We start from the raw sequence: 18048 nt of genomic DNA, 5'->3' as shown, positions 1-18048 counted from the left end.
ATGAACGCGAAGTACGGATTGGTGGCAGGTTTTCTGGTTTTGCTCTCGGCACCGGCCCTTGGTGAGGTGTACCGCCACGTGGACGCCCAGGGTAATGTCACCTTCTCCGACGAGCCGATCGAAGGCGGTGAAACCGTTGATGTAAAACCGGTCACCACCGTCACCCTGCCCAAACCCCAGACCGTCCGCGAAACCGACAAACTCCGGGAAGAGGTGAAACGCGAAGGCTCTGTCTACGAGAGTGTCTCCTTCGTACAGCCGCAAAATGAGCAGGCCTTCCACAGCGGCAGTGGCGATGTTCGCTTTGAAGTCACCAGTACGCCGGGACTGCAGGCCGGCCACAAGTACGAAGTCACACTCGACGGCCAGCCGGTCGCCCAGACCAGTTCAGGCTCGGTGGTGGTGAACAACATTTTCCGGGGCACTCACGAGGCCCGCGCCCACATCGTGGACGAAAATGGCGTGCAAGTGAAAACCGGCTCTCCCATCACCTTTACCGTCCATCGCCCGTCAGTGAACAACTGACCCCCACAATTATTTGCACCAGTTTGGTGCGATCGCACCAGATAGAGGCCATACTTTGATCAGCAACAGGGCGGAATTGCCCGGCTGACCACCTTCTTGGCCAACGTCATGCACCAGTGTACGGCACGCGGGCCGTGCCATAGCGGGCACGGGCCCCGCCTTTGCCCATCTTTTGGGGCAAATTGGCCAAAGTGGTTCGGTTTTTGCAATTCCTACCCCGTCATCTTTAAAACGACACGACAGGAATTGCCCATGGCGTTCGCCCCGGCCACAAATGACGGATACAAGAGCATTCTCGACAGCCTGACCACCGCGGTGCTGGTACTCGAGGACAACCTTAGAATCCGTTACCTGAACCCCGCCGCCGAGAGCCTGTTCGAAACCAGCCTCACCCGCAGCCAGGGCCACCCGTTTCGCGAGATTCTCGCGGCATCCGAGGACGCCCTCAAAACCCTGGACGCCGCCCTGAAAAACGGACAGGCCTATACCCGCCGGGAAGCGGAATTCGTGCTCACCAGCGGAGCAAGGCTGACCGTGGACTATTCGGTCACCCCGATTTCCCTCGAACCGACAGAACTGCTCATCGAAATCCAGCCCCGGGACCGGTTGCTCCGCATCAGCCGGGAAGAGGACCTGATCTCCCAACAGGAAACCTCGCGCATTCTGGTCCGCGGCATGGCCCACGAGATCAAGAACCCCCTGGGCGGTATCCGTGGCGCAGCACAGCTGCTTGACCGCGAGCTGAACGACGAAGACCAGCGGGAATACACCCGGGTGATCATTGACGAGGCCGACCGCCTGCGCAGCCTCGTGGACCGCATGCTCGGGCCGAACAAGGCGCTCAAGTTCGCGCCCACCAATATCCATGAGGTGCTGGAGCGGGTGCGCACGTTACTCGAGGCCGAGAGCAAAGGCCGGGTGACCTTCCAGCGCGATTACGATCCGAGCCTGCCGGAGCTTTGGGCCGACAAGGAACAGCTGATTCAGGCCTTCCTTAACATCGCCCGCAATGCCATGGAGGCCGCGTTCGAGAACCAGACCGGGGCGAGCAATGAAGAACCGCCCACCATCATGTTCCGGACCCGCGCCCTGCGCCAGTTCACCATCGGCCATAAACGCTACCGCCTGGCCTGCCGCGTGGACGTGATCGACAACGGCCCCGGCATCCCGCCGGACCTGTTGCAGAACATTTTCTATCCGATGATCAGTGGCCGCGCCAGTGGTACCGGCCTCGGCCTTTCCATTACCCAGAGCATCATCGGACAACATCACGGGCTTGTGGAGTGTGAGAGCGAGCCCGGGAAAACCGACTTCATCATCTTCCTGCCCCTGGAGGAAAACCCATGAGCCAACCGGCGAACGTCTGGATCATAGACGACGACCGCAGTATTCGCTGGGTGCTGGAGCGCGCCCTGAACCAGGCCGGCATGCACCCCCGGGTCTTTGACAGCGGCGAAAGCATCATGACCCGCCTGGAACACGAACACCCCGATGCCATTATCAGTGACATCCGTATGCCGGGCGTGGACGGTATCACCCTGCTCTCCCAGATCGTGGAAGCACACCGGGATGTACCGGTGATCATCATGACCGCGCACTCGGATCTCGAAAGTGCGGTCACCAGTTACCAGACCGGCGCCTTCGAATACCTGCCCAAGCCCTTCGATGTGGACGATGCCGTGGCCCTGGTCAAACGTGCCGTGGCCCATAGCCATGAGCAGCGGGCCAAGTCCGAGCCTCAGACCGAAAGCGTTCAGCGCAACACCGAGATCATCGGTGAGGCCCCTGCCATGCAGGAGGTTTTCCGGGCCATCGGCCGGCTTTCCCACTCCAACATCACGGTTCTGATCAACGGTGAAAGCGGCACCGGCAAGGAACTGGTGGCCCAGGCCCTGCACAATCACAGCCCCAGGGCCAAGCACCCGTTCATTGCCCTGAACATGGCGGCAATTCCCAAGGACCTGATTGAATCCGAACTGTTCGGTCATGAGAAAGGCGCGTTTACCGGGGCCGGTGCCGCCCGCCAGGGGCGCTTTGAACAGGCCAACGGCGGCACCCTGTTCCTGGACGAGATCGGGGACATGCCGGCGGACACCCAGACCCGACTGCTTCGGGTTCTGGCGGACGGCGAGTTCTATCGGGTCGGCGGCACCACCCCGATCAAGGTGGACGTGCGCATAATCGCCGCCACTCATCAGGACCTGGAAAAACTGGTCCAGGCCGGCAGCTTCCGGGAGGACCTGTTCCACCGCCTGAACGTGATTCGGGTACACCTGCCCAAGCTCGCCGAACGGCGGGAAGACATTCCCCGGCTAATGCAGCACTTCCTCAAACGAGCCGCCAAGGAACTGGCCGTCGAGCCCAAGATCCTGCGCCCGGACGCCGAGGAATACCTCACCACCCTGCCCTGGCCCGGCAACGTCCGCCAGCTGGAAAACACCTGCCGCTGGCTGACCGTCATGGCCAGCGGCCGGGAAATCCACATCGACGACCTGCCACCCGAGCTCCTGCACCAGGCCGAAGCTGAAACCACCGCCACCGGCCAGACCTGGCAGGAGGGCTTGCGTAACTGGGCCGAACAGGAACTCAAACGGGGCAAGAAAGGCATCCTCGACACAGCCATCCCCGAGTTCGAGAAAATCATGATCGAGACCGCCCTGAAGCACACCGGCGGCCGGCGCAGGGATGCCTCGATCCTGCTGGGCTGGGGCCGAAACACCCTCACCCGCAAGATCAACGAACTGGGACTGGATCACCCGGAAACCGGAGAAGATTGACGAGAAGCAAACCGCCGGGGTTTGCAGTTCTCAAGTTGGGGTCAGAAGAAAACCTTCTTCTGACCCCTTTTTTACACACACTTCGAGGTCTGATGAAATTCTTCATCTGACCCCATTTTGATCCGAGACCACGGCGGCACAGTCTCAGCCCCCGGGGTCTGATGAAAGCCTTCATCTGACCCCATTTTCATCCGAGAGCACGGCGGCACAGCCTAAGCCGGGGTCAGAAGAAAGCTTTCTTCAGCCCCCACTTTTACCGCTCACGCCAATAAACAATCCGATCATTCCCCCGAAACACCCCAAACGTCGCCGTCGCCGAAGGATCCTCCAGCACACCATCCTGGTTCCAGTCGCCCTCGAGCCAGATGGGCATGTTCCAGATCAGAGTATCAGTGCCGCGATCCCCGTTAGGCTCCAGAACCAGTGGTCCGCCAAGGCCGCCGGCCATAACCGACGAGTCCGCAACTAGCGAATGGTAATCCTCGGGGTCATTGATATCTGCTGTGTTCCAGGCCGTACAAACATCATCGGTATTCGTCACGAAGCCCGAGCCATTCCAATACTCGGCGGAAAATGGCATGAACAATTCGTCCACATTTTCGGGGCCGTAGACGTTTTCCATTTGCAGGCGGCCGTAGCGGATTTCGAGTGGCGCCTCGGGGCTAACCGTAACTGCCCCGCTGGCAGCCACACCATCGGAATCTTCAACATTGGGAATCTGAACGGTAAGGTCCGGGTTGAAAGGGCCTACCATCGATTCTACAGACTTCTGATAGCGCCAACGATCATTCAAAGAAAAGTCAAAGGACATCACTCCGGGCGCCGCTACGGATAACGTACCTGGCTCCAGCGCCATTGACACTGGGTAGTTCACGCCAGACAAATTTTCAGCCGTGTTATCACTGATTGGAGCGACCCTTTGCACATCAGAATGAATCAACTTTTGAAAGCCTGGCTCGGTATAGTTCTTTGTGACATAGTTTCCAGGCCCGTAGGCCGTGATTTTAAGCTCGGGCACAATCAACCAAGTACCAGGCTGCCCCGCATAGATAAACGGAGCAGAAACACTGCAAAATGCATTCAGTTCGCCCGACTCCACAGATACTTCAAAACGATCCGGTATGAAGCGCCCGACTGGGCCGGATCGCCCATCGATTGCCGGAGTGATCCCCAGGTAACTGGCATTAGTCGCAGTAAGCTCAATGATGCCCACCTCATTCCAGCTAAGATCCATTACAGAAGCCTGTCCACCGGCGAAGTCATTACCTTGAAGAGTCGTTGTTCCAACCAGAGTCCCGGTTGATTTTTCAGCAGGTTGGAGAAGGTCCAGAGTAACTTCCGCACCCTGAGGATTTCCTTCGCCACCATAGGATTGTAGCGAGCTACCTTGCCTCCCCAGTGCCCTAACAATAAGTTCAAAATCCTGACCGGCCTTTCGAAAAACCGCCCCCTCCGCATCAGTAGCACCCGGGTTATCAGTCACCTCGACCTCAAAACGGTCCGGCCGTACTGTCCAGATGGAACTTTCGCCGACAATTGTTAGAGGCGCTCCTTGCTCATCAACAACGAATTTCGAAGCATTGTCGACCAAACTCAGTCTGTACTGACCAACATCAGAAGTTCGCAGTGAAAAAGGCGCTTCACCGCCTTCAAACTCAAGCAGCAAATTGCTCGTACCCGGTGGCGAATCGGGAAGCGATACCATCCCCTGGCCAGTCAGCAGAGCTGGGGGTGATCCACCAGCGTCATTGCCGGTCCTTTCCAGCCAGGCCTCAACATTAACGTCACCATCATACTCGGTCACCAAGCCGCACCGGGAACTGTCAGAAGGATCGCGTTTGACGGCTCTAACCATAAACTCATGATCACGCTCAGCGATAATATCTAACGCGTTCGCATCAACACTCTCTATGACAAAGGCAAAGTCCTGGAACCTTACCGCCGACGACGTGCTTTGCACCCCAAGCATCAAGTCGCTCACCCTAATGCGAAGTGAATCAGAGGTAGTGTTCTGTAGGTAAAGACTGATAGAGCCGTTGTCACTCAGATCAAACTGATATTCGGCCTGGCCGTCGTTATCGAGGTCGGGGTCAGGGGAGAGAATGCCCTCAAGTGATCCGGATGGTCCCGGTGCCCAATTCGCAGTTCCGGACGTTGTCTCAAGAGAAATATTGCCCGTGTAATCATCAATAACGGCATTATTGATGTCCCGCGCGCTGACCACCACTTCCACTGGGGCGCAAAAACTCGCTGTTGACGCAACGTCAATCTCAAAATGGTCGAGCCGACTAATAATCGGCTCAATGGTCGCAACCCCCACCTGTGTAGCGAGGCGTCCATATGGAGAACCGACAGTATCCGCTGGACTCTCATAAACTCTAGGATTCTGAAGTAACACATAGAACTGTTTTGCATCCTGGCTCCCTGTTCGTAGGGTTGGCACAGTAATCGTGGCGTCGGTCCGACCTGCAGGGATAGTGAGCTGATTTTTTGTGTACTCATAATCCTGACCTTGAACTGCTGAAAGGTCGTACGTCTCATAATCAATTACGACATCACGGGCACTCGCGCTTTCCATGATAACGTCGAAGGTTGCGGCCTGCCCTTGTGAGACAGTCACATCGCCAATGCTGATTACCGGTCCGAGGACATTCTCATCGTTAGTGGTTTCTTCGGTGTCTTTCCCATCCGAAGCACCAGAGGCAAGGCCCCAGTCGCCGCTGCCATCAGGGGAGCGCCTGGCGTATTTGCCACTTTCCCCGCCAACAATTTCTAGTTCGTTGTCGAAAGGTAGTTCCGAGGAATTGATTGGGCACTCTGGATCTTCTGCCGTTGAGGAATTCCCTACTCTCACGTAATCAACTGTTCGACCATCTGCATCCATCAAACGAATATCCATGCCCGCAAGATTAATACTTGGATTGTCATTTTTATCGACGTATCGCACCAACCATAAACTTCCATCAGAGATTGCAGCAGGCAGATCCAATGTTCCACTGCATGCGCCATTCGCTAAACAGAACTCTAAAGTCCATGGGTTGCTGCTGGGCCACACCAAGGAAGTGGACAGCCTCTTTACCTCGATAAATTTGTTGTTGTTTTCATCAACAATTTCATTGATTGATGCAAGACCCGCAAATGGTGAGCATTCAGCCCAAACGTAACTGGCTGGGAGCAATACCAAAATACTGACCAAACACCACTTGAGAAGCACCTTCTCCCAACTTCCGCGAATCGATACCATCTTCATCGCACCCTGACCTCCACCGTTCTGCTGGCCAGCTCGTTACCAGAACCACACTCTCCAACACTGGTCAGTGTAAACACGCTATTACTGCCACTTCCCGGTATCGGCAGGGGGGTGGTTACGGCACAAGAAAGTCGAGCCTTGCACTCGCTAAGGGCTCCAAGGGTATATACTTGCTCTGTCAGCACGCCAGCACAGCTCCCTGAATCCAGCACCTCAGCCACCGCCAACTGCGCCCCAGTTTCAGCCGCATAAAACGCCCGCTGAGACTGAATCTGAAGGCTCACCGACTGCCCGGTCGCCTGCTGAAGCTGGGCCATACCAACCACCAGCAAGGCCAGTACGGTGATCACAAACAGCGCAATGGGCAGCCCAATACCGTGCTGGTAACGGATTGCTAAATGCTTGAAAGAATGAGAGTCAGGGAACATTACGGATCTGCACCTCCTGCCTCACGGTTGTGGTTTCGCCGCTACGGGGATCTTCAAGCGTGAACGAGAAACCTACCAGCGCCCCTCGTTGAAGAGTTGGCGGAATGAACGAAAAACCCACGGTGCCGGTCAGATTTGCAGCCAGCACCTCACGGGTTCCACCGACCGGAGGTGTCGGCTGAGAGGGGTCAACACCATAATCTCTGTAACGGTAGAGAAACCGACCGCTCTGGCACAGGCTGATGGGCGAACCAACCACGAACAACCTCCGCTCGGGAGAGTTCTGGTTGAACTTGTGGCCATCGGACAAGTTAATAACAGCTGGGGAGACATTGTTATCGATGCTGGTGATTAGCGGACTGACCGGCCCCGGATCGCTAGTGTCGTACAAGGCATCAACCGTTGGCGAGCCATAGCCATAGATAAGTGCTCGAGCATCACCGAACGACGGGTTTCCGCCAAACGGGACGACTTCAATTTCATTGAAGTTCGGCCCCGAGGTCCGTTTTATATAGGTTGTTGCTGATATGACTGGCAGCCACTCGATACAGCTCCCGGCAGTCCGCACTGAAATGGGATACGCCTGCCGAAGCTCCCGGGAAATCTGCTCACTGACCACCACACCCTGCAATGCCCGCTGCTGCCGGGAACCCACATCCAGGGCACCTTGGGTCGACAGGGTTACAAACTGGACCGAGATGGTAGCTATAATCGCCAGCAACACGATCACCATCACCAACTCAACGAGAGTAAAACCAGCCGACCGTCGCATCAGAAATTAGTCCGATAAGCGGTGAACAGCCAGTCCTGGCCGGAGGGATCGGTGATGGTGATGTCGATGCGTTTGGCATCCTCCTCGGCAACACCGACCTCCGAGCCGGCACAGGTAACTGCCACCGTTACCGCAAAGCCACCGTAACCCGAAAGATCGTCACCTTCTCCATCCTTCGGCGGGGAATCCGCCAGCCCATCGTAATCGTCGGCGTCATCAAAGGTCGGTCGAGTCTCGCCATCGGGACCACCGGTAGCACAATCCACATCTCCCGACGCCACTTTTCCGCCACCCACTGGCGTGGATTCGTCGTAGTAGCGAGTCAGGATTTCATCCATATACAGCTGGGAAAGGTTAATGGCGCGGGTCTGGTTCAGCGGGTCTGCGCTACGGCCACTGATCACAGCAAATGCCCCAACTACCCCGGCGATAGCAATGCCGAGCACCACGATGGTAATGATCAGCTCGACCAGGGTAACACCGGACTGCCGCTTCACTGGCAGGCGCCCTGGTAGACTGCACCCAACGAGCTCAGGCACAGATTGTACTGGCTGGATCCGGTAATGCGGAAATCGATGTTTTCACGTGGTACCGGGGCAGCGACCCGACCGAATCCGTTGAACGACACGGTTAGCCCTGCTGCCGGAATCGGAGCGAAAGAGCCGCTACTGATACGGTAGCTCAGTGATGAACCTTCGCGGTCCAAAGCGAAACTCTCGCCTGCAGCCTCGAACTGGAGCTCATCAGCTAACTGTCGAATGACAATGCTACTGGAAGGATTCCCCGCCAACGCTGCCTGTTGGGCAAGCAGCGTGGCTGAGGAGAGTTGCTGTGTGGCCAGCAAAGGAGAGAAGGTAGAGGTTCTAGCAAACAATCCTATGCCAAGTGCAGAGAGTACGCCGAGCAGTATGATAACCATGACGAACTCTACCAGGGTGAAGCCTGAAGATCTTAAGACTGCCACCTTTCCCAAGCTCCTTTAGAAACCCCAATAGCAAGAATCCGCCTATTCTTGTGTTTACTCGCTTAGCAACCGCTTGTTGTTATTTCAACCGTCGGTTTCGTATCTGCATCTGCGGCTTCAGTATAAACAATCTGACAATTGGCAGCCGTCGCGGCCCCATTCGCCTGGATAGTTACGCTTGTAGCTCCCAGAGGAGTAACAACAGTAAAGTCCCCGTCCGTTCCAGTACTTATCTGCGCTGCCTCCAATATGCCTCCGGTGCCCGCATCAGCAGTGACATCCTTCGCCTCAGGGTAACCAAATATCAGATCGATTGTTTCTCCCTCCAAGATGACGGACTCACCACTAGCGGCGGTTTTGTTTTCCGCCAAAGCTTTCGAGTGCACAATTGCAGAGGCGGATTTCATTGAACCGGCAGCTCCCTCAACGGTTGCGGCTCTGGCATCCCCACTTAGGTTCGCAAACCTCGGTAGAGCGAACGCTGCCAGAATCCCAAGAATAACAATCACCATGACCAGCTCAATCAAAGTGAAGCCTTTTTGCTTCTCACTGACTAATTTCATTAAAGACCTCTTCTATTTCCGCGACTAAAAACCATTAGGGCGTAGGACATTTCTCGAGGGCGGTCCCACCTGCAGAATTATAAGTATTTCGCACGGTGCTCACCGCCGCCGGGATGTTATTGCCTGTAGAGCCAGTGAAAACGAAACAGGGATCACCATCAGATGGGGTCGCCAGAGTCACCACACCATTCTCTGTGTCTGAACCCGGAACAAAAGAAAAATCACTTGCGTCAAGGCTTGCAGCTGTCGTAACCGAAGTTGCATCCAGATAACCAGTTTGCAGCGCAATTGCTTGGCCTTCTAATGTAAGGGCTCCCGAAGCTGTTGATGCTTCAGTTACTGCCTCCTTGCCACTTGCAAGAGCTTTAGAGCGCACAATCCCCATTGCCGATTTCACGCTTCCCTGAGCACCCTGAACCGTTGCAAGTTCGGCATCACCACTGAGATCCGCAAACCGAGGAAGCGCAAATGCGGCAAGAATCCCCAGAATCACAATTACCATCACCAACTCAATGAGGGTAAAACCTTTCTCTTTTCTCATGGGAATGATGTCTTTCATATTTCGACTCCGCCTTTAAAGTTTTTATCGTTACTCGATAAATCAGTTCACATTAGTAGTAACTGAACCAGTATCTGCATCGTAGGTAATTGTCTTTGAACTGGTACCATCCAGCTGATAGGTAAACTGGCAGTTAGGCTGGGTGTCAGCTGCCGCAGCTCCGGCAGGCACCTCAGCGGCAACGTATTCGACTCCAGTACCTGTTGCGGTAGCCACTGTGGGCGCGTTGGCCTGCAGGACACCATTCCAAATCTGTTCACACCGACTTGCATTCATAATCGCTGAACCATCCGGCTCACCTTCATAAGTTCCGTTGAAAGCCACAGCCCACCCGCGACTCGAAACATTAAGGTCACCATCGCCAAATCCCTGCAGAGTTTGGGTGGAGCCTGACAGCCCGTTAGTCACCCACTGCGCCTTGGCCAGAGCCACACCTGCTGCCAAAGCGCCCGTAGTAGCCTTGGCACTAGACCGATGCGCCTCCTCAGAAAGCTGCGCAAACCGCGGCAGTGCGAAGGCCGCCAGAATCGCCAGGATGGCAATGACCACCACCAGCTCGATCAGGGTAAAACCCCGGTTTCGTTGCTGAACGCTCATAACAGCTCCTTTAGTTGATCTATCGTTCAATTTTCTCATATCTGCCATTAACCCCATAGTTAATAAGGCTTTTGCTGACCAAAATTCACACGATTTAACACCAGCCCCACCGCCCGGCGTTCGGGAACCTTTCCCAGCCGAGCAAATTCCGTTTCCACACGCCAAAAAAGCCACTCCACCTGTTCCGGGCTACCATTCAATCCTGGAAACTCCGACCACCGGGACCTGTACACCAGAACCCGCTCGCCCCGACTGAAACACCAGATGCCTTTCCGGTGTTCCGCCCCGCTGCAATCCCCGCCCCAGTTCATGGGGGCTGACTGCAGCAAGTCCACTGGATTGGTACCTTGCCAATCCTCTAACCTTCCGCCGGTCAACATGACCTCGGCGCCTTTCACCACCAGCGCACTGCGAAGCTGGTTCAGCATCAGCTGCACACTCTGTCTTTCCGCTTGGGCGGCGGTGCGTTCGAGGGACATCAGCAGTACGGTGACTGCCACCCCCAGAAGGCAAAATGCCACCAACCACTGAAACCGGCGGTGGTTGTCCGCCCCGACATAGCCCACGGCGCTGACCGCAGCCAAGTCAGCCCCGCCCCATGGCGGCCGAGCCAAGATCCCAGATGGGCAGGAATACGCCCAGCGCCAGGATCAGGACCAGTATGCCCATGGCAACAATCAGGATTGGCTCAATGGATTCCGCCAGCCGCTTCAGGCCGTAATCGATATCTTCGTCATAGAAATCGGCGACGTTGGTGAGCATTTCGTCCACCGCACCGGTTTCTTCCCCCACCGCAATCATCTGCAGGATCAGGGGTGTGAACATGTCGCTCTGGCGTGCGGTGCGGAGCAGGCTTTCCCCGCGCTCGACACCCGCCCGCATGTCCCTTATGTGCAGCGCGATCCAGGCGTTATCCGTGGCATCCGCCACCACCGTCAGGGCGTGGTTGACCGGCATGCCGGCGGCCAGCATGGAAGCAAAGTTACGGGCAAACCGGCTCAGGGTGATCAGCTCAAGCAGGTTACCGATTACCGGGAGCCTCAACTTGTAGCGATCCCAGGTCAGCCTGCCCTGCTCGGTCTGTTTCCATTGCCGCAACAGCAGGCCGCCCGAGGCGACCGCAAACAGCACCACGTACCAGTAACCGAGCAGAAAGTTCGAGGTGCCCACCAGCACCTGGGTCAGAAACGGCAGGTCCGCCCCGAGCTTGTTGAACACCGTGGCGAACTTCGGAATCACCAGGAAGTTCACCACCATCAGGGCCGCCAGCAGCGCCACCACCACGAACATCGGGTAGCGCATAGCCTGTTTGAGCCGACGCTTGGTGTCCCGTTCCAGTTCCAGAATGTCGGCGAGGCGCTTGAAGGCATCGTCCAGCCGGCCAGTGTTCTCCCCCACGTGGATCATGGCGACGAACATGTCGGAGAAAACATCCGGATGGGCCTGCATAGCAGCAGCCATGGCGGTGCCACCTTCAAGTCTTGCCGTTACATCGTCGAGCACGTCCGCCAGTACCGGTGAGCGGGAAGTCTCGGCCAGCCCGCGCATGGTCCGGATCAGGGGGATGCCGGCCCGGGTCAAGGAATGCATCTGGCGGCAGAACACGATCAATTCATCCAGGGTCACCTTGCCCCGGAAAACCGCCAGCCGGTTGACACGGTCGGACAGCGAGCGGGTCTCGGCCTGTTCCCGGATGGTCAGAGGCGTAATGCCCCGGCGCATCAGCTCTGCTGCAGCCGCATCGGCATTGCCGGCAATCAGCGAGCCCTGCTTAAGGCTGCCATTGGTATCCTTGCCCCGGTAGAAGAACTGCATCAGACAGCTCCTCCAAGCGGCTCATCCGGCCCCGGGAATTCGTCTTCCGGCGAAAACTCACCTTCGGAGGTAGCCGCCACCCGGGCCACTTCTTCCAGGGTGGTCACACCCCGCAAGGCATAATCCATGGCACACCGGCCCAACGGACGGTATAGGGGACTCTGGCGGGCCGCCTTGCTGAAGCCGGAAACGTCCTGCTGGCGCAGGGCATCCAGCATGGGCTCGTTCATCTCGAGCATTTCATAGACGCCGATCCGGCCCTTGTAGCCGGTGTTGCTGCACTGGTAGCAACCGCGACCGTGGACAAATCCGGCTTCCCGGTCCAGCGGATCGAGATCGAAGGTTTCCAGCCACACCCGCTCCTGCTCGGTGGGCTCGTAAGGCGCGGAGCAGTTCTCGCACACCCGGCGCACCAGGCGCTGGGCCACCACTCCCAGCAGGGAGCTGGATACCAGGAAGGGCTCGGCGCCCATATCGATCAGGCGCATGGCGCTGCTGATGGAGTCGTTGGTATGCAGTGTTGAAAGTACCAGGTGACCGGTCATGGCGGCACGCAGGCCGATTTCCACGGTCTCCCGGTCCCGCATCTCGCCCACCAGCATGATGTCCGGGTCCTGGCGCAGGCCGGCGCGGAGGACATCGGCAAACTCGAGGCCGATCCGGGGATGGACCTGTACCTGGGTAATTCTGGGCAGCCGGTATTCCACAGGATCTTCGGCAGTAATGATCTTCACTTCCGGGCGGTTGAGTTCGCTCAGGGCCCCGTACAATGTGGTGGTCTTGCCGCTACCGGTGGGGCCGGTGACCAGGATCATGCCGTGGGGCTTGCGAATCATTCGGCGAAAACGCTGCAGCAGTTCCGCCGGCATACCGATGCTGTCGAGATCGAGCAGGCCCTGGCTCTGGTCGAGCAGACGCATGACCACGGATTCACCGTACTGCACAGGCATGGTGGAGATCCGGACGTCAATGCTCCGGCCCTTGACCCTCACGTTGAAGCGGCCGTCCTGGGGCAGGCGTTTCTCCGAGATATTCAGGCCTGCCATCAGCTTCAGGCGCAGGACCAGAGCGGCATTTACCCGCTTTTCTTTCATGACCTGCTCTTGCAGGACACCATCCACCCGCTGCCGGATCCGGACCACGGTCTCATCAGGCTCGATGTGAATGTCGGAGCTGCGAGCCTGCACGGCATCCTCGAACAGGGTCTTGAGCAGCCGGACCACCGGGGCGTCTTCGCTCTCCGGTTCCTCCGACATGCTCGCCAGGTCAAAGGCGTCGTCCGAAAGCTCGTCCTCCAGCTCTTCAGCCAGGGAGGCAATCTCTTCGGTGCGGCGATAAACCAGGTCGAGCGTAGACAGCAGTTCGCTCTCGCGCACCACGGCCTGTCGGATCGGCTGTTTCAGGACCCGCACCAGCTCGTCGTAGGCAAAGATATCCAGCGGATCGGCCATACCCACCAGCAGTTCGCCGCCTTGCTCGTCCAGCACCAGGGACCGGAAACGGCGGGCCATGGCTTCCGGCAGCCGGCGCACCAGTTGCTCATTGAAGCGAAAGTGACGCAGCTGCACGAACGGCAGATCCAGCTGCCGCGACAGCATGTTGAGGATGGTGTCTTCATCCACGTAGCCGAGGTCCACCAGGGTCTTGCCCAGCTTGCGGCCACTGTTTTTCTGCTCCCGCAGGGCGGTCTGCAGCTGCTCTTCGGTAATGACGTCGTTCTGCACCAGCAGGTCGCCAAGACGGAGCTTTTTCTTCGGTTCCGTAGCCATTCAGCCTGCCTGTAATTGCTTCAAACGTTCACGAACATACTCCGCCAGGGACTTCGACAGCCCCGGCAGTGCTGCGGCCTGGGTATAGGCGCGCTTGGCGCTTGCGGATTTGCCCTGGGATTCCAGGGCCACGCCAAGGCCTACCCACCAGGCGGCCCGGCTGTCATCGGTCGTCAGCAGCGCGGTCCATTGTTCAGCGGCCGCACCACTCTCACCGGCCTGTTGCAGCAGGGTCGCCAGGGTTACCCGGTATTCGATATTTCCTTCCAGGGGCGGTACCTGGCTGCGCAAGACGTTTACCGCACCGTCCAGCTCACCGGTCGCCAGCAGCGCCCTGGCCCGGAGCAAGCGTAATTCAGGCACAGCCATCACCTGCGGTACCGGCAGCCAGGCCAGGGCAATTTCCGGCTGATCTTCCACCAGCAGGGCACGGGCCAGAGTTGCGCGACTAACCGGGGCCTGCTGTTCCGCCAGCAGGGCGCGCAACTGTTCACCGGCTTCCCGGAAACGGCCTTGCCTGAGCAGGGAAGCCAGCTCACGACTCACCCGGCGATCAATACTCTCGGGGGTCTCGCGTACTTGTTTGACCTGTGCGGGTTCGGTTTCCGGCTCAGACGGTTGCTCCTGACTGACCGGTGGATTTTCCGGTTCCGACCGGGTGCTTTGGGCAACCTGCTTTTCAGGAGCCGGCGCTGGCTCCTGCCCGGTCTTGGGCTCGGACCCGGGAGCAGGTTCCGGTGCATTTCGGGGCGCGGTTTCCGGCGCTTCTTCAGGCGCTTTTACTGTCACCGGCTCCGGATCTTTGGCCTGTAGCGTCTTGGTAACTGGCTTTTCTGGCGCGATCTCCGCCCCCGGATCCTGGGGCGCCTGATTCACAGGCGACTCCGTGGAGTTGTTCTCCGGTTGTTCCGCCACTGGCGGCGTCGAATCCGGCGTCTCTGCCTGTGCGGTTTCCGCAACGCCCTGGTTGCCGGCGAGCAGGGCGTAACCAGCCACCGATGCCAGCACGACCACCAGCCCCAGCAATACCGGCACCAGCCGGCTCTTTCTGGCCGGCACGGCGTAACCCTGGCCAGTATAGGCAGCAGGCGCCTCCGGCTTCTGTTGCCGTTGCTCCGCGGCCCGGAGTGCGTCGTTCAGCAGGCTCATAACCACCTCGCTAACAGGCCGGGCTGTCGGGCACTTTCGGTGTCCCGAATGGCGCGGAGCACATGGGCGCGGTTCACCTGCCGGGCCCCCTGCCCCCAGGCCGCCAGCATGGCCTTGTGGGCCAACACGTTGACCAGCCTCGGTATACCGCCGGAAGAACGGGTAATGAGTTTCAGGGCTGCCGGGGCAAACAGTTCGCCGCCGTTGTATCCGGCCTGGGCCAACCGATGACGCAGATACTGGCTGACAGACTGGCGATCCAGGGCACTGAGCCTGTACTGGAAAGTTATGCGCTGGCGCAGCTGCCGAAGACTCTCCTTGCCCAACATGACATCCAGCTCGGGCTGCCCGAAAAGCACCACCTGCAACAGTTTCCGGCTTTCCGTTTCCAGGTTGGTGAGTAACCGGAGCGCTTCAATGGTCGGTTCAGGCATGGCCTGGGCCTCATCGATCACCAGAACAACCGAGCGCCGCTCCATGGCCAGTTTGATCAGACGCCGATTCAGGGCTTTCAGTACCTGATGGGTGTTGGCACATTTGGAGACATCCACGCCGAGCTCCTCGGCCACCGCCTCGTACAGTGCTTCAGGAGGCAAATTGGGATTGGGGATATAGGCCGTGCTGACCCGGTCCCGCAGATCTTTGAGCAGCAAGCGGCAAAGCAGAGTCTTGCCGGTACCCACCTCACCGGTAATCTTGATAAACCCTTCCCGCTCTTTCAGCGCCACGAGCAGCAATTCCAGCGCATCGGCATGGCTGGGCGCCCGCAGGAAGTAGCGGGTATTGGGCGTCAATGCGAACGGTGCTTCCTGCAGTCCGAAATGGGTTTCGTACATATCAGCGTGGCGCTTTCTCCGGCTCCGGAGTGACCGACCGCGAGGACTGCAGCAGCTCCCGCAACACTTCCATACGCTCCCGGCTCGCGGAAACATCCGCGTTCATGGTCGACGTCTGGGCCACCACCGGGCGCAGCAGGATCACCAGCTCGCTCTTGCGGGACTCGAACCGGCGCTGCTTGAACAGCTCACCAACCAGGGGGATTTCACTGAAGAAAGGCACCGAGGAATTGGTGTCCTCACTGGTATTCTGGATAAGGCCACCGATCACCACGATCTGGCCACTTTCGGCCCGGACAATGCTGTCGGTTTCCCGGACCTTGCTGGCTGCCAGCGGCAGGGTCACGTCCCGCTCACCGATGGTGATTATTTTTTCCTGGTCATTCACTTCGCTCACAGACGGATGCACGTGCAGGGTAATGTTTCCGTCCTCGCCAATCTGGGGCGTTACATCCAGGGAGATACCGGAGAAGAACGGCGTCAGCTCCACGGAGGTGGAAGTGCTGTCCGAACCGGTGACGGCGGAATTCTCGTCATCAAAGTCGATGTCGGTCACAAAGAATTCGTCGGTACCTACCTTGATCACCGCCTTCTGGTTGTTCACCGTGGAAATCCGCGGGCTGGAGAGAATCTGCACGTTACCCTGGGTACCCAGCAATTCGATCAGCGCGGTAAAACTGCCTTCCCGGAACGTAGCGGAAAACAGGCCACCGATGTCGGATGTCTGAATGGCCTGCCCGGCCAGGCTTTGGGCGGTGAAATCCGCCGGCAATCCGTCTGCAGCCGTTACCGAGGAGGCGCGCTGGAGATCGGACCAGTTGATGCCCTGCTGGTAGCCCTCGTTGAGTGCCACCTCCAGAATCTTGGCCTCCAGTACCACCTGCCGCTGCATGATCAGCTCGGTCCGGCGCAGGTAATCTTCCACCAGCCGCAGCTGCTCGGAACCACCCCGCACCATGATAAGGCCCGGGCCCGGGTTCACGATCACCTGGCCACCCTCACCGGTACTGACGATCATCTCCACGGAGGTACGCAGATCCTGCCAGAAATCCGATTCGGTCTCGGTGGAGATTGCGGTACCGATCAGGCTCCGGGTCTCGCCGTTGTCGGTATCGCCATTGCTGGCGTTGCTGCGGGAACTGGTTACCTGGCCGGAGCTCACGCGGGTTTCGGAACCACCCTTGCGCTTGAAATGCAGATAATCGATGGGAAAGATCCGGGTCTGGATGCGGTCGGCGTTGACCTGGTACAAGCGGCCCTTGCGCTGGATATCCAGGCCATACAGGTCGGCAACAATGTCCATGACCTCAGGAACGGTGACATCCCGAAGACGAAGGTCGATCGCGGTCGTGACTTCCGGATGCACCACTACGTTGAAACGGGTGCCGGTCACCAGGGACTGGAAGAAGCTGTCTGCCGCCACGCTCCGGGCATTGACGTCAAAGCGCTCCTCCAAATCATTGTCCGCGGCAAGAGGTGGCAACAGCTGGGCACTGATATCGGCAGGCATGGCAGACGTCGCAGGTTCGGGAGAGCCATTCCCACCCTGCTGTTCCGCTTCGACCTCCTCGAGGGCTCGCACGATATCGTCCGCCGCGTCTGTGGAGGTCGCCGCCCCCGTGCGCATCAGCGGGTTGTTGCTGCAGGCGGTCAGTACCATCCCGGCAACAACGATCAACGCCAGCTTCTTGAATGAATTCATGGTTGCCTGAATTTCTGTCATTGGGTTCCCCGCACTTGCGGAAGCTTGTCCAGGTAAAGGACCCGGGGATCACCCCGATCCAGCACCTCGACCCGGTCCTGATGAATTTTTGTCACGCGGATGCCATTGGCACCCTGGCCTTCCCGGAGCGCCTCGCCTTCAATAACCGCTACCTTGCGATCCCGGCCATAGACGATCGAGTCCAGGGACAGGGACCTTGCCGGCTGGCTACGGATCGCCGGAGCTTCCGTACCGGGCGGTTTGGTAGGATCCTGCAGGGCATCGACCGGCATGCTGGCGAGCAAAGCGATAATGGCGATTAACGATCCGGCGAATCTCATG

18 protein-coding genes are annotated in these 18048 nt (G+C 58.3%); 3 read left to right on the top strand and 15 right to left on the bottom strand.

Annotated elements, in window-relative coordinates; all coding sequences use genetic code 11:
• The 3 genes from BM254_RS15070 (at position 1) to glnG (ending at position 3302) form a co-directional block, all read left to right on the top strand.
• Positions 1-525: a DUF4124 domain-containing protein gene (locus tag BM254_RS15070; protein WP_092005523.1), complete on the top strand. Its 525-nt coding sequence runs from the start codon at positions 1-3 to the stop codon at positions 523-525.
• A gap of 252 nt (positions 526-777) precedes the next feature.
• Positions 778-1872 carry a nitrogen regulation protein NR(II) gene (gene glnL, locus BM254_RS15065; protein WP_092005520.1) on the top strand — a complete coding sequence of 365 codons (1095 nt, stop codon included), beginning with the start codon at positions 778-780 and terminating at the stop codon, positions 1870-1872.
• Entirely contained in the window at positions 1869-3302 is a 1434-nt protein-coding gene (gene glnG / locus BM254_RS15060) for a nitrogen regulation protein NR(I) (RefSeq protein WP_092005514.1), read from the top strand. The genes glnL and glnG overlap by 4 nt, the downstream gene beginning before the upstream one ends.
• A 253-nt stretch (positions 3303-3555) precedes the next feature.
• Here the strand turns inward: glnG and BM254_RS15055 are convergent, their stop codons facing one another.
• The 15 genes from BM254_RS15055 to BM254_RS14985 form a co-directional block, all read right to left on the bottom strand.
• Positions 3556-6552 carry a DUF6701 domain-containing protein gene (locus tag BM254_RS15055; RefSeq protein WP_092005511.1) on the bottom strand — a complete coding sequence of 999 codons (2997 nt, stop codon included), beginning with the start codon at positions 6550-6552 and terminating at the stop codon, positions 3556-3558.
• Positions 6549-6980, bottom strand: a complete 432-nt coding sequence (locus BM254_RS15050) for a hypothetical protein (protein ID WP_092005508.1) — start codon at positions 6978-6980, stop codon at positions 6549-6551. Before BM254_RS15050 ends, BM254_RS15055 begins: the two co-directional genes overlap by 4 nt.
• Positions 6970-7752 carry a type II secretion system protein gene (locus BM254_RS15045; RefSeq protein ID WP_092005505.1) on the bottom strand — a complete coding sequence of 261 codons (783 nt, stop codon included), beginning with the start codon at positions 7750-7752 and terminating at the stop codon, positions 6970-6972. Before BM254_RS15045 ends, BM254_RS15050 begins: the two co-directional genes overlap by 11 nt.
• Positions 7752-8249 carry a type IV pilus modification PilV family protein gene (locus BM254_RS15040; RefSeq protein WP_245777454.1) on the bottom strand — a complete coding sequence of 166 codons (498 nt, stop codon included), beginning with the start codon at positions 8247-8249 and terminating at the stop codon, positions 7752-7754. Before BM254_RS15040 ends, BM254_RS15045 begins: the two co-directional genes overlap by 1 nt.
• Positions 8246-8716, bottom strand: coding sequence for a pilus assembly FimT family protein (locus tag BM254_RS15035; RefSeq protein WP_245777453.1), 471 nt, complete (start codon positions 8714-8716; stop codon positions 8246-8248). The genes BM254_RS15040 and BM254_RS15035 overlap by 4 nt, the downstream gene beginning before the upstream one ends.
• A 62-nt stretch (positions 8717-8778) precedes the next feature.
• Entirely contained in the window at positions 8779-9279 is a 501-nt protein-coding gene (locus BM254_RS17980) for a type II secretion system protein (RefSeq protein WP_092005502.1), read from the bottom strand.
• A 34-nt stretch (positions 9280-9313) separates the two neighbouring features.
• Complete coding sequence (locus BM254_RS17975; RefSeq protein ID WP_281248073.1) at positions 9314-9838, bottom strand: type II secretion system protein; 525 nt, start codon at positions 9836-9838, stop codon at positions 9314-9316.
• 42 nt (positions 9839-9880) lie between these two features.
• Positions 9881-10435 (bottom strand): prepilin-type N-terminal cleavage/methylation domain-containing protein, encoded by a 555-nt coding sequence (locus BM254_RS15020; RefSeq protein ID WP_092005500.1) that lies wholly within the window; start codon positions 10433-10435, stop codon positions 9881-9883.
• A 59-nt stretch (positions 10436-10494) separates the two neighbouring features.
• Positions 10495-11019 carry a hypothetical protein gene (locus BM254_RS15015; protein ID WP_092005497.1) on the bottom strand — a complete coding sequence of 175 codons (525 nt, stop codon included), beginning with the start codon at positions 11017-11019 and terminating at the stop codon, positions 10495-10497.
• Between the two features lies 1 nt (position 11020).
• Positions 11021-12250, bottom strand: coding sequence for a type II secretion system F family protein (locus BM254_RS15010; protein ID WP_092005495.1), 1230 nt, complete (start codon positions 12248-12250; stop codon positions 11021-11023).
• Positions 12250-14019 carry a GspE/PulE family protein gene (locus BM254_RS15005; RefSeq protein ID WP_092005493.1) on the bottom strand — a complete coding sequence of 590 codons (1770 nt, stop codon included), beginning with the start codon at positions 14017-14019 and terminating at the stop codon, positions 12250-12252. The genes BM254_RS15010 and BM254_RS15005 overlap by 1 nt, the downstream gene beginning before the upstream one ends.
• Positions 14020-15168, bottom strand: a complete 1149-nt coding sequence (locus tag BM254_RS15000; RefSeq protein ID WP_092005490.1) for a tetratricopeptide repeat protein — start codon at positions 15166-15168, stop codon at positions 14020-14022.
• Positions 15165-16004, bottom strand: coding sequence for an ExeA family protein (locus tag BM254_RS14995; RefSeq protein WP_092005487.1), 840 nt, complete (start codon positions 16002-16004; stop codon positions 15165-15167). Before BM254_RS14995 ends, BM254_RS15000 begins: the two co-directional genes overlap by 4 nt.
• 1 nt (position 16005) lies before the next feature.
• Positions 16006-17727 carry a pilus (MSHA type) biogenesis protein MshL gene (gene mshL / locus BM254_RS14990; RefSeq protein ID WP_092005484.1) on the bottom strand — a complete coding sequence of 574 codons (1722 nt, stop codon included), beginning with the start codon at positions 17725-17727 and terminating at the stop codon, positions 16006-16008.
• Complete coding sequence (locus BM254_RS14985) at positions 17724-18047, bottom strand: hypothetical protein (protein WP_092005480.1); 324 nt, start codon at positions 18045-18047, stop codon at positions 17724-17726. Before BM254_RS14985 ends, mshL begins: the two co-directional genes overlap by 4 nt.
• Between the last annotated feature and the right edge of the window lies 1 nt (position 18048).

Origin of the sequence: Marinobacter pelagius, assembly GCF_900114925.1 — a bacterium.
Lineage (GTDB): Bacteria > Pseudomonadota > Gammaproteobacteria > Pseudomonadales > Oleiphilaceae > Marinobacter > Marinobacter pelagius.
This window is presented reverse-complemented; position numbering and strand designations above follow the sequence as displayed.

Coding starts and splice junctions, on each gene's coding strand:
- mshL (WP_092005484.1), bottom strand. CDS start 17,727: ATGACAGAAATTCAGGCAACCATGAATTCATTCAAGAAGCTGGCGTTG.
- BM254_RS15005 (WP_092005493.1), bottom strand. CDS start 14,019: ATGGCTACGGAACCGAAGAAAAAGCTCCGTCTTGGCGACCTGCTGGTG.
- BM254_RS17975 (WP_281248073.1), bottom strand. CDS start 9,838: ATGAAAGACATCATTCCCATGAGAAAAGAGAAAGGTTTTACCCTCATT.
- BM254_RS15020 (WP_092005500.1), bottom strand. CDS start 10,435: ATGAGCGTTCAGCAACGAAACCGGGGTTTTACCCTGATCGAGCTGGTG.
- glnL (WP_092005520.1), top strand. CDS start 778: ATGGCGTTCGCCCCGGCCACAAATGACGGATACAAGAGCATTCTCGAC.
- BM254_RS15010 (WP_092005495.1), bottom strand. CDS start 12,250: ATGCAGTTCTTCTACCGGGGCAAGGATACCAATGGCAGCCTTAAGCAG.
- BM254_RS15070 (WP_092005523.1), top strand. CDS start 1: ATGAACGCGAAGTACGGATTGGTGGCAGGTTTTCTGGTTTTGCTCTCG.
- BM254_RS14985 (WP_092005480.1), bottom strand. CDS start 18,047: ATGAGATTCGCCGGATCGTTAATCGCCATTATCGCTTTGCTCGCCAGC.
- BM254_RS15055 (WP_092005511.1), bottom strand. CDS start 6,552: ATGAAGATGGTATCGATTCGCGGAAGTTGGGAGAAGGTGCTTCTCAAG.
- BM254_RS15045 (WP_092005505.1), bottom strand. CDS start 7,752: ATGCGACGGTCGGCTGGTTTTACTCTCGTTGAGTTGGTGATGGTGATC.
- BM254_RS15000 (WP_092005490.1), bottom strand. CDS start 15,168: ATGAGCCTGCTGAACGACGCACTCCGGGCCGCGGAGCAACGGCAACAG.
- BM254_RS15050 (WP_092005508.1), bottom strand. CDS start 6,980: ATGTTCCCTGACTCTCATTCTTTCAAGCATTTAGCAATCCGTTACCAG.
- BM254_RS17980 (WP_092005502.1), bottom strand. CDS start 9,279: ATGAAATTAGTCAGTGAGAAGCAAAAAGGCTTCACTTTGATTGAGCTG.
- BM254_RS14995 (WP_092005487.1), bottom strand. CDS start 16,004: ATGTACGAAACCCATTTCGGACTGCAGGAAGCACCGTTCGCATTGACG.
- glnG (WP_092005514.1), top strand. CDS start 1,869: ATGAGCCAACCGGCGAACGTCTGGATCATAGACGACGACCGCAGTATT.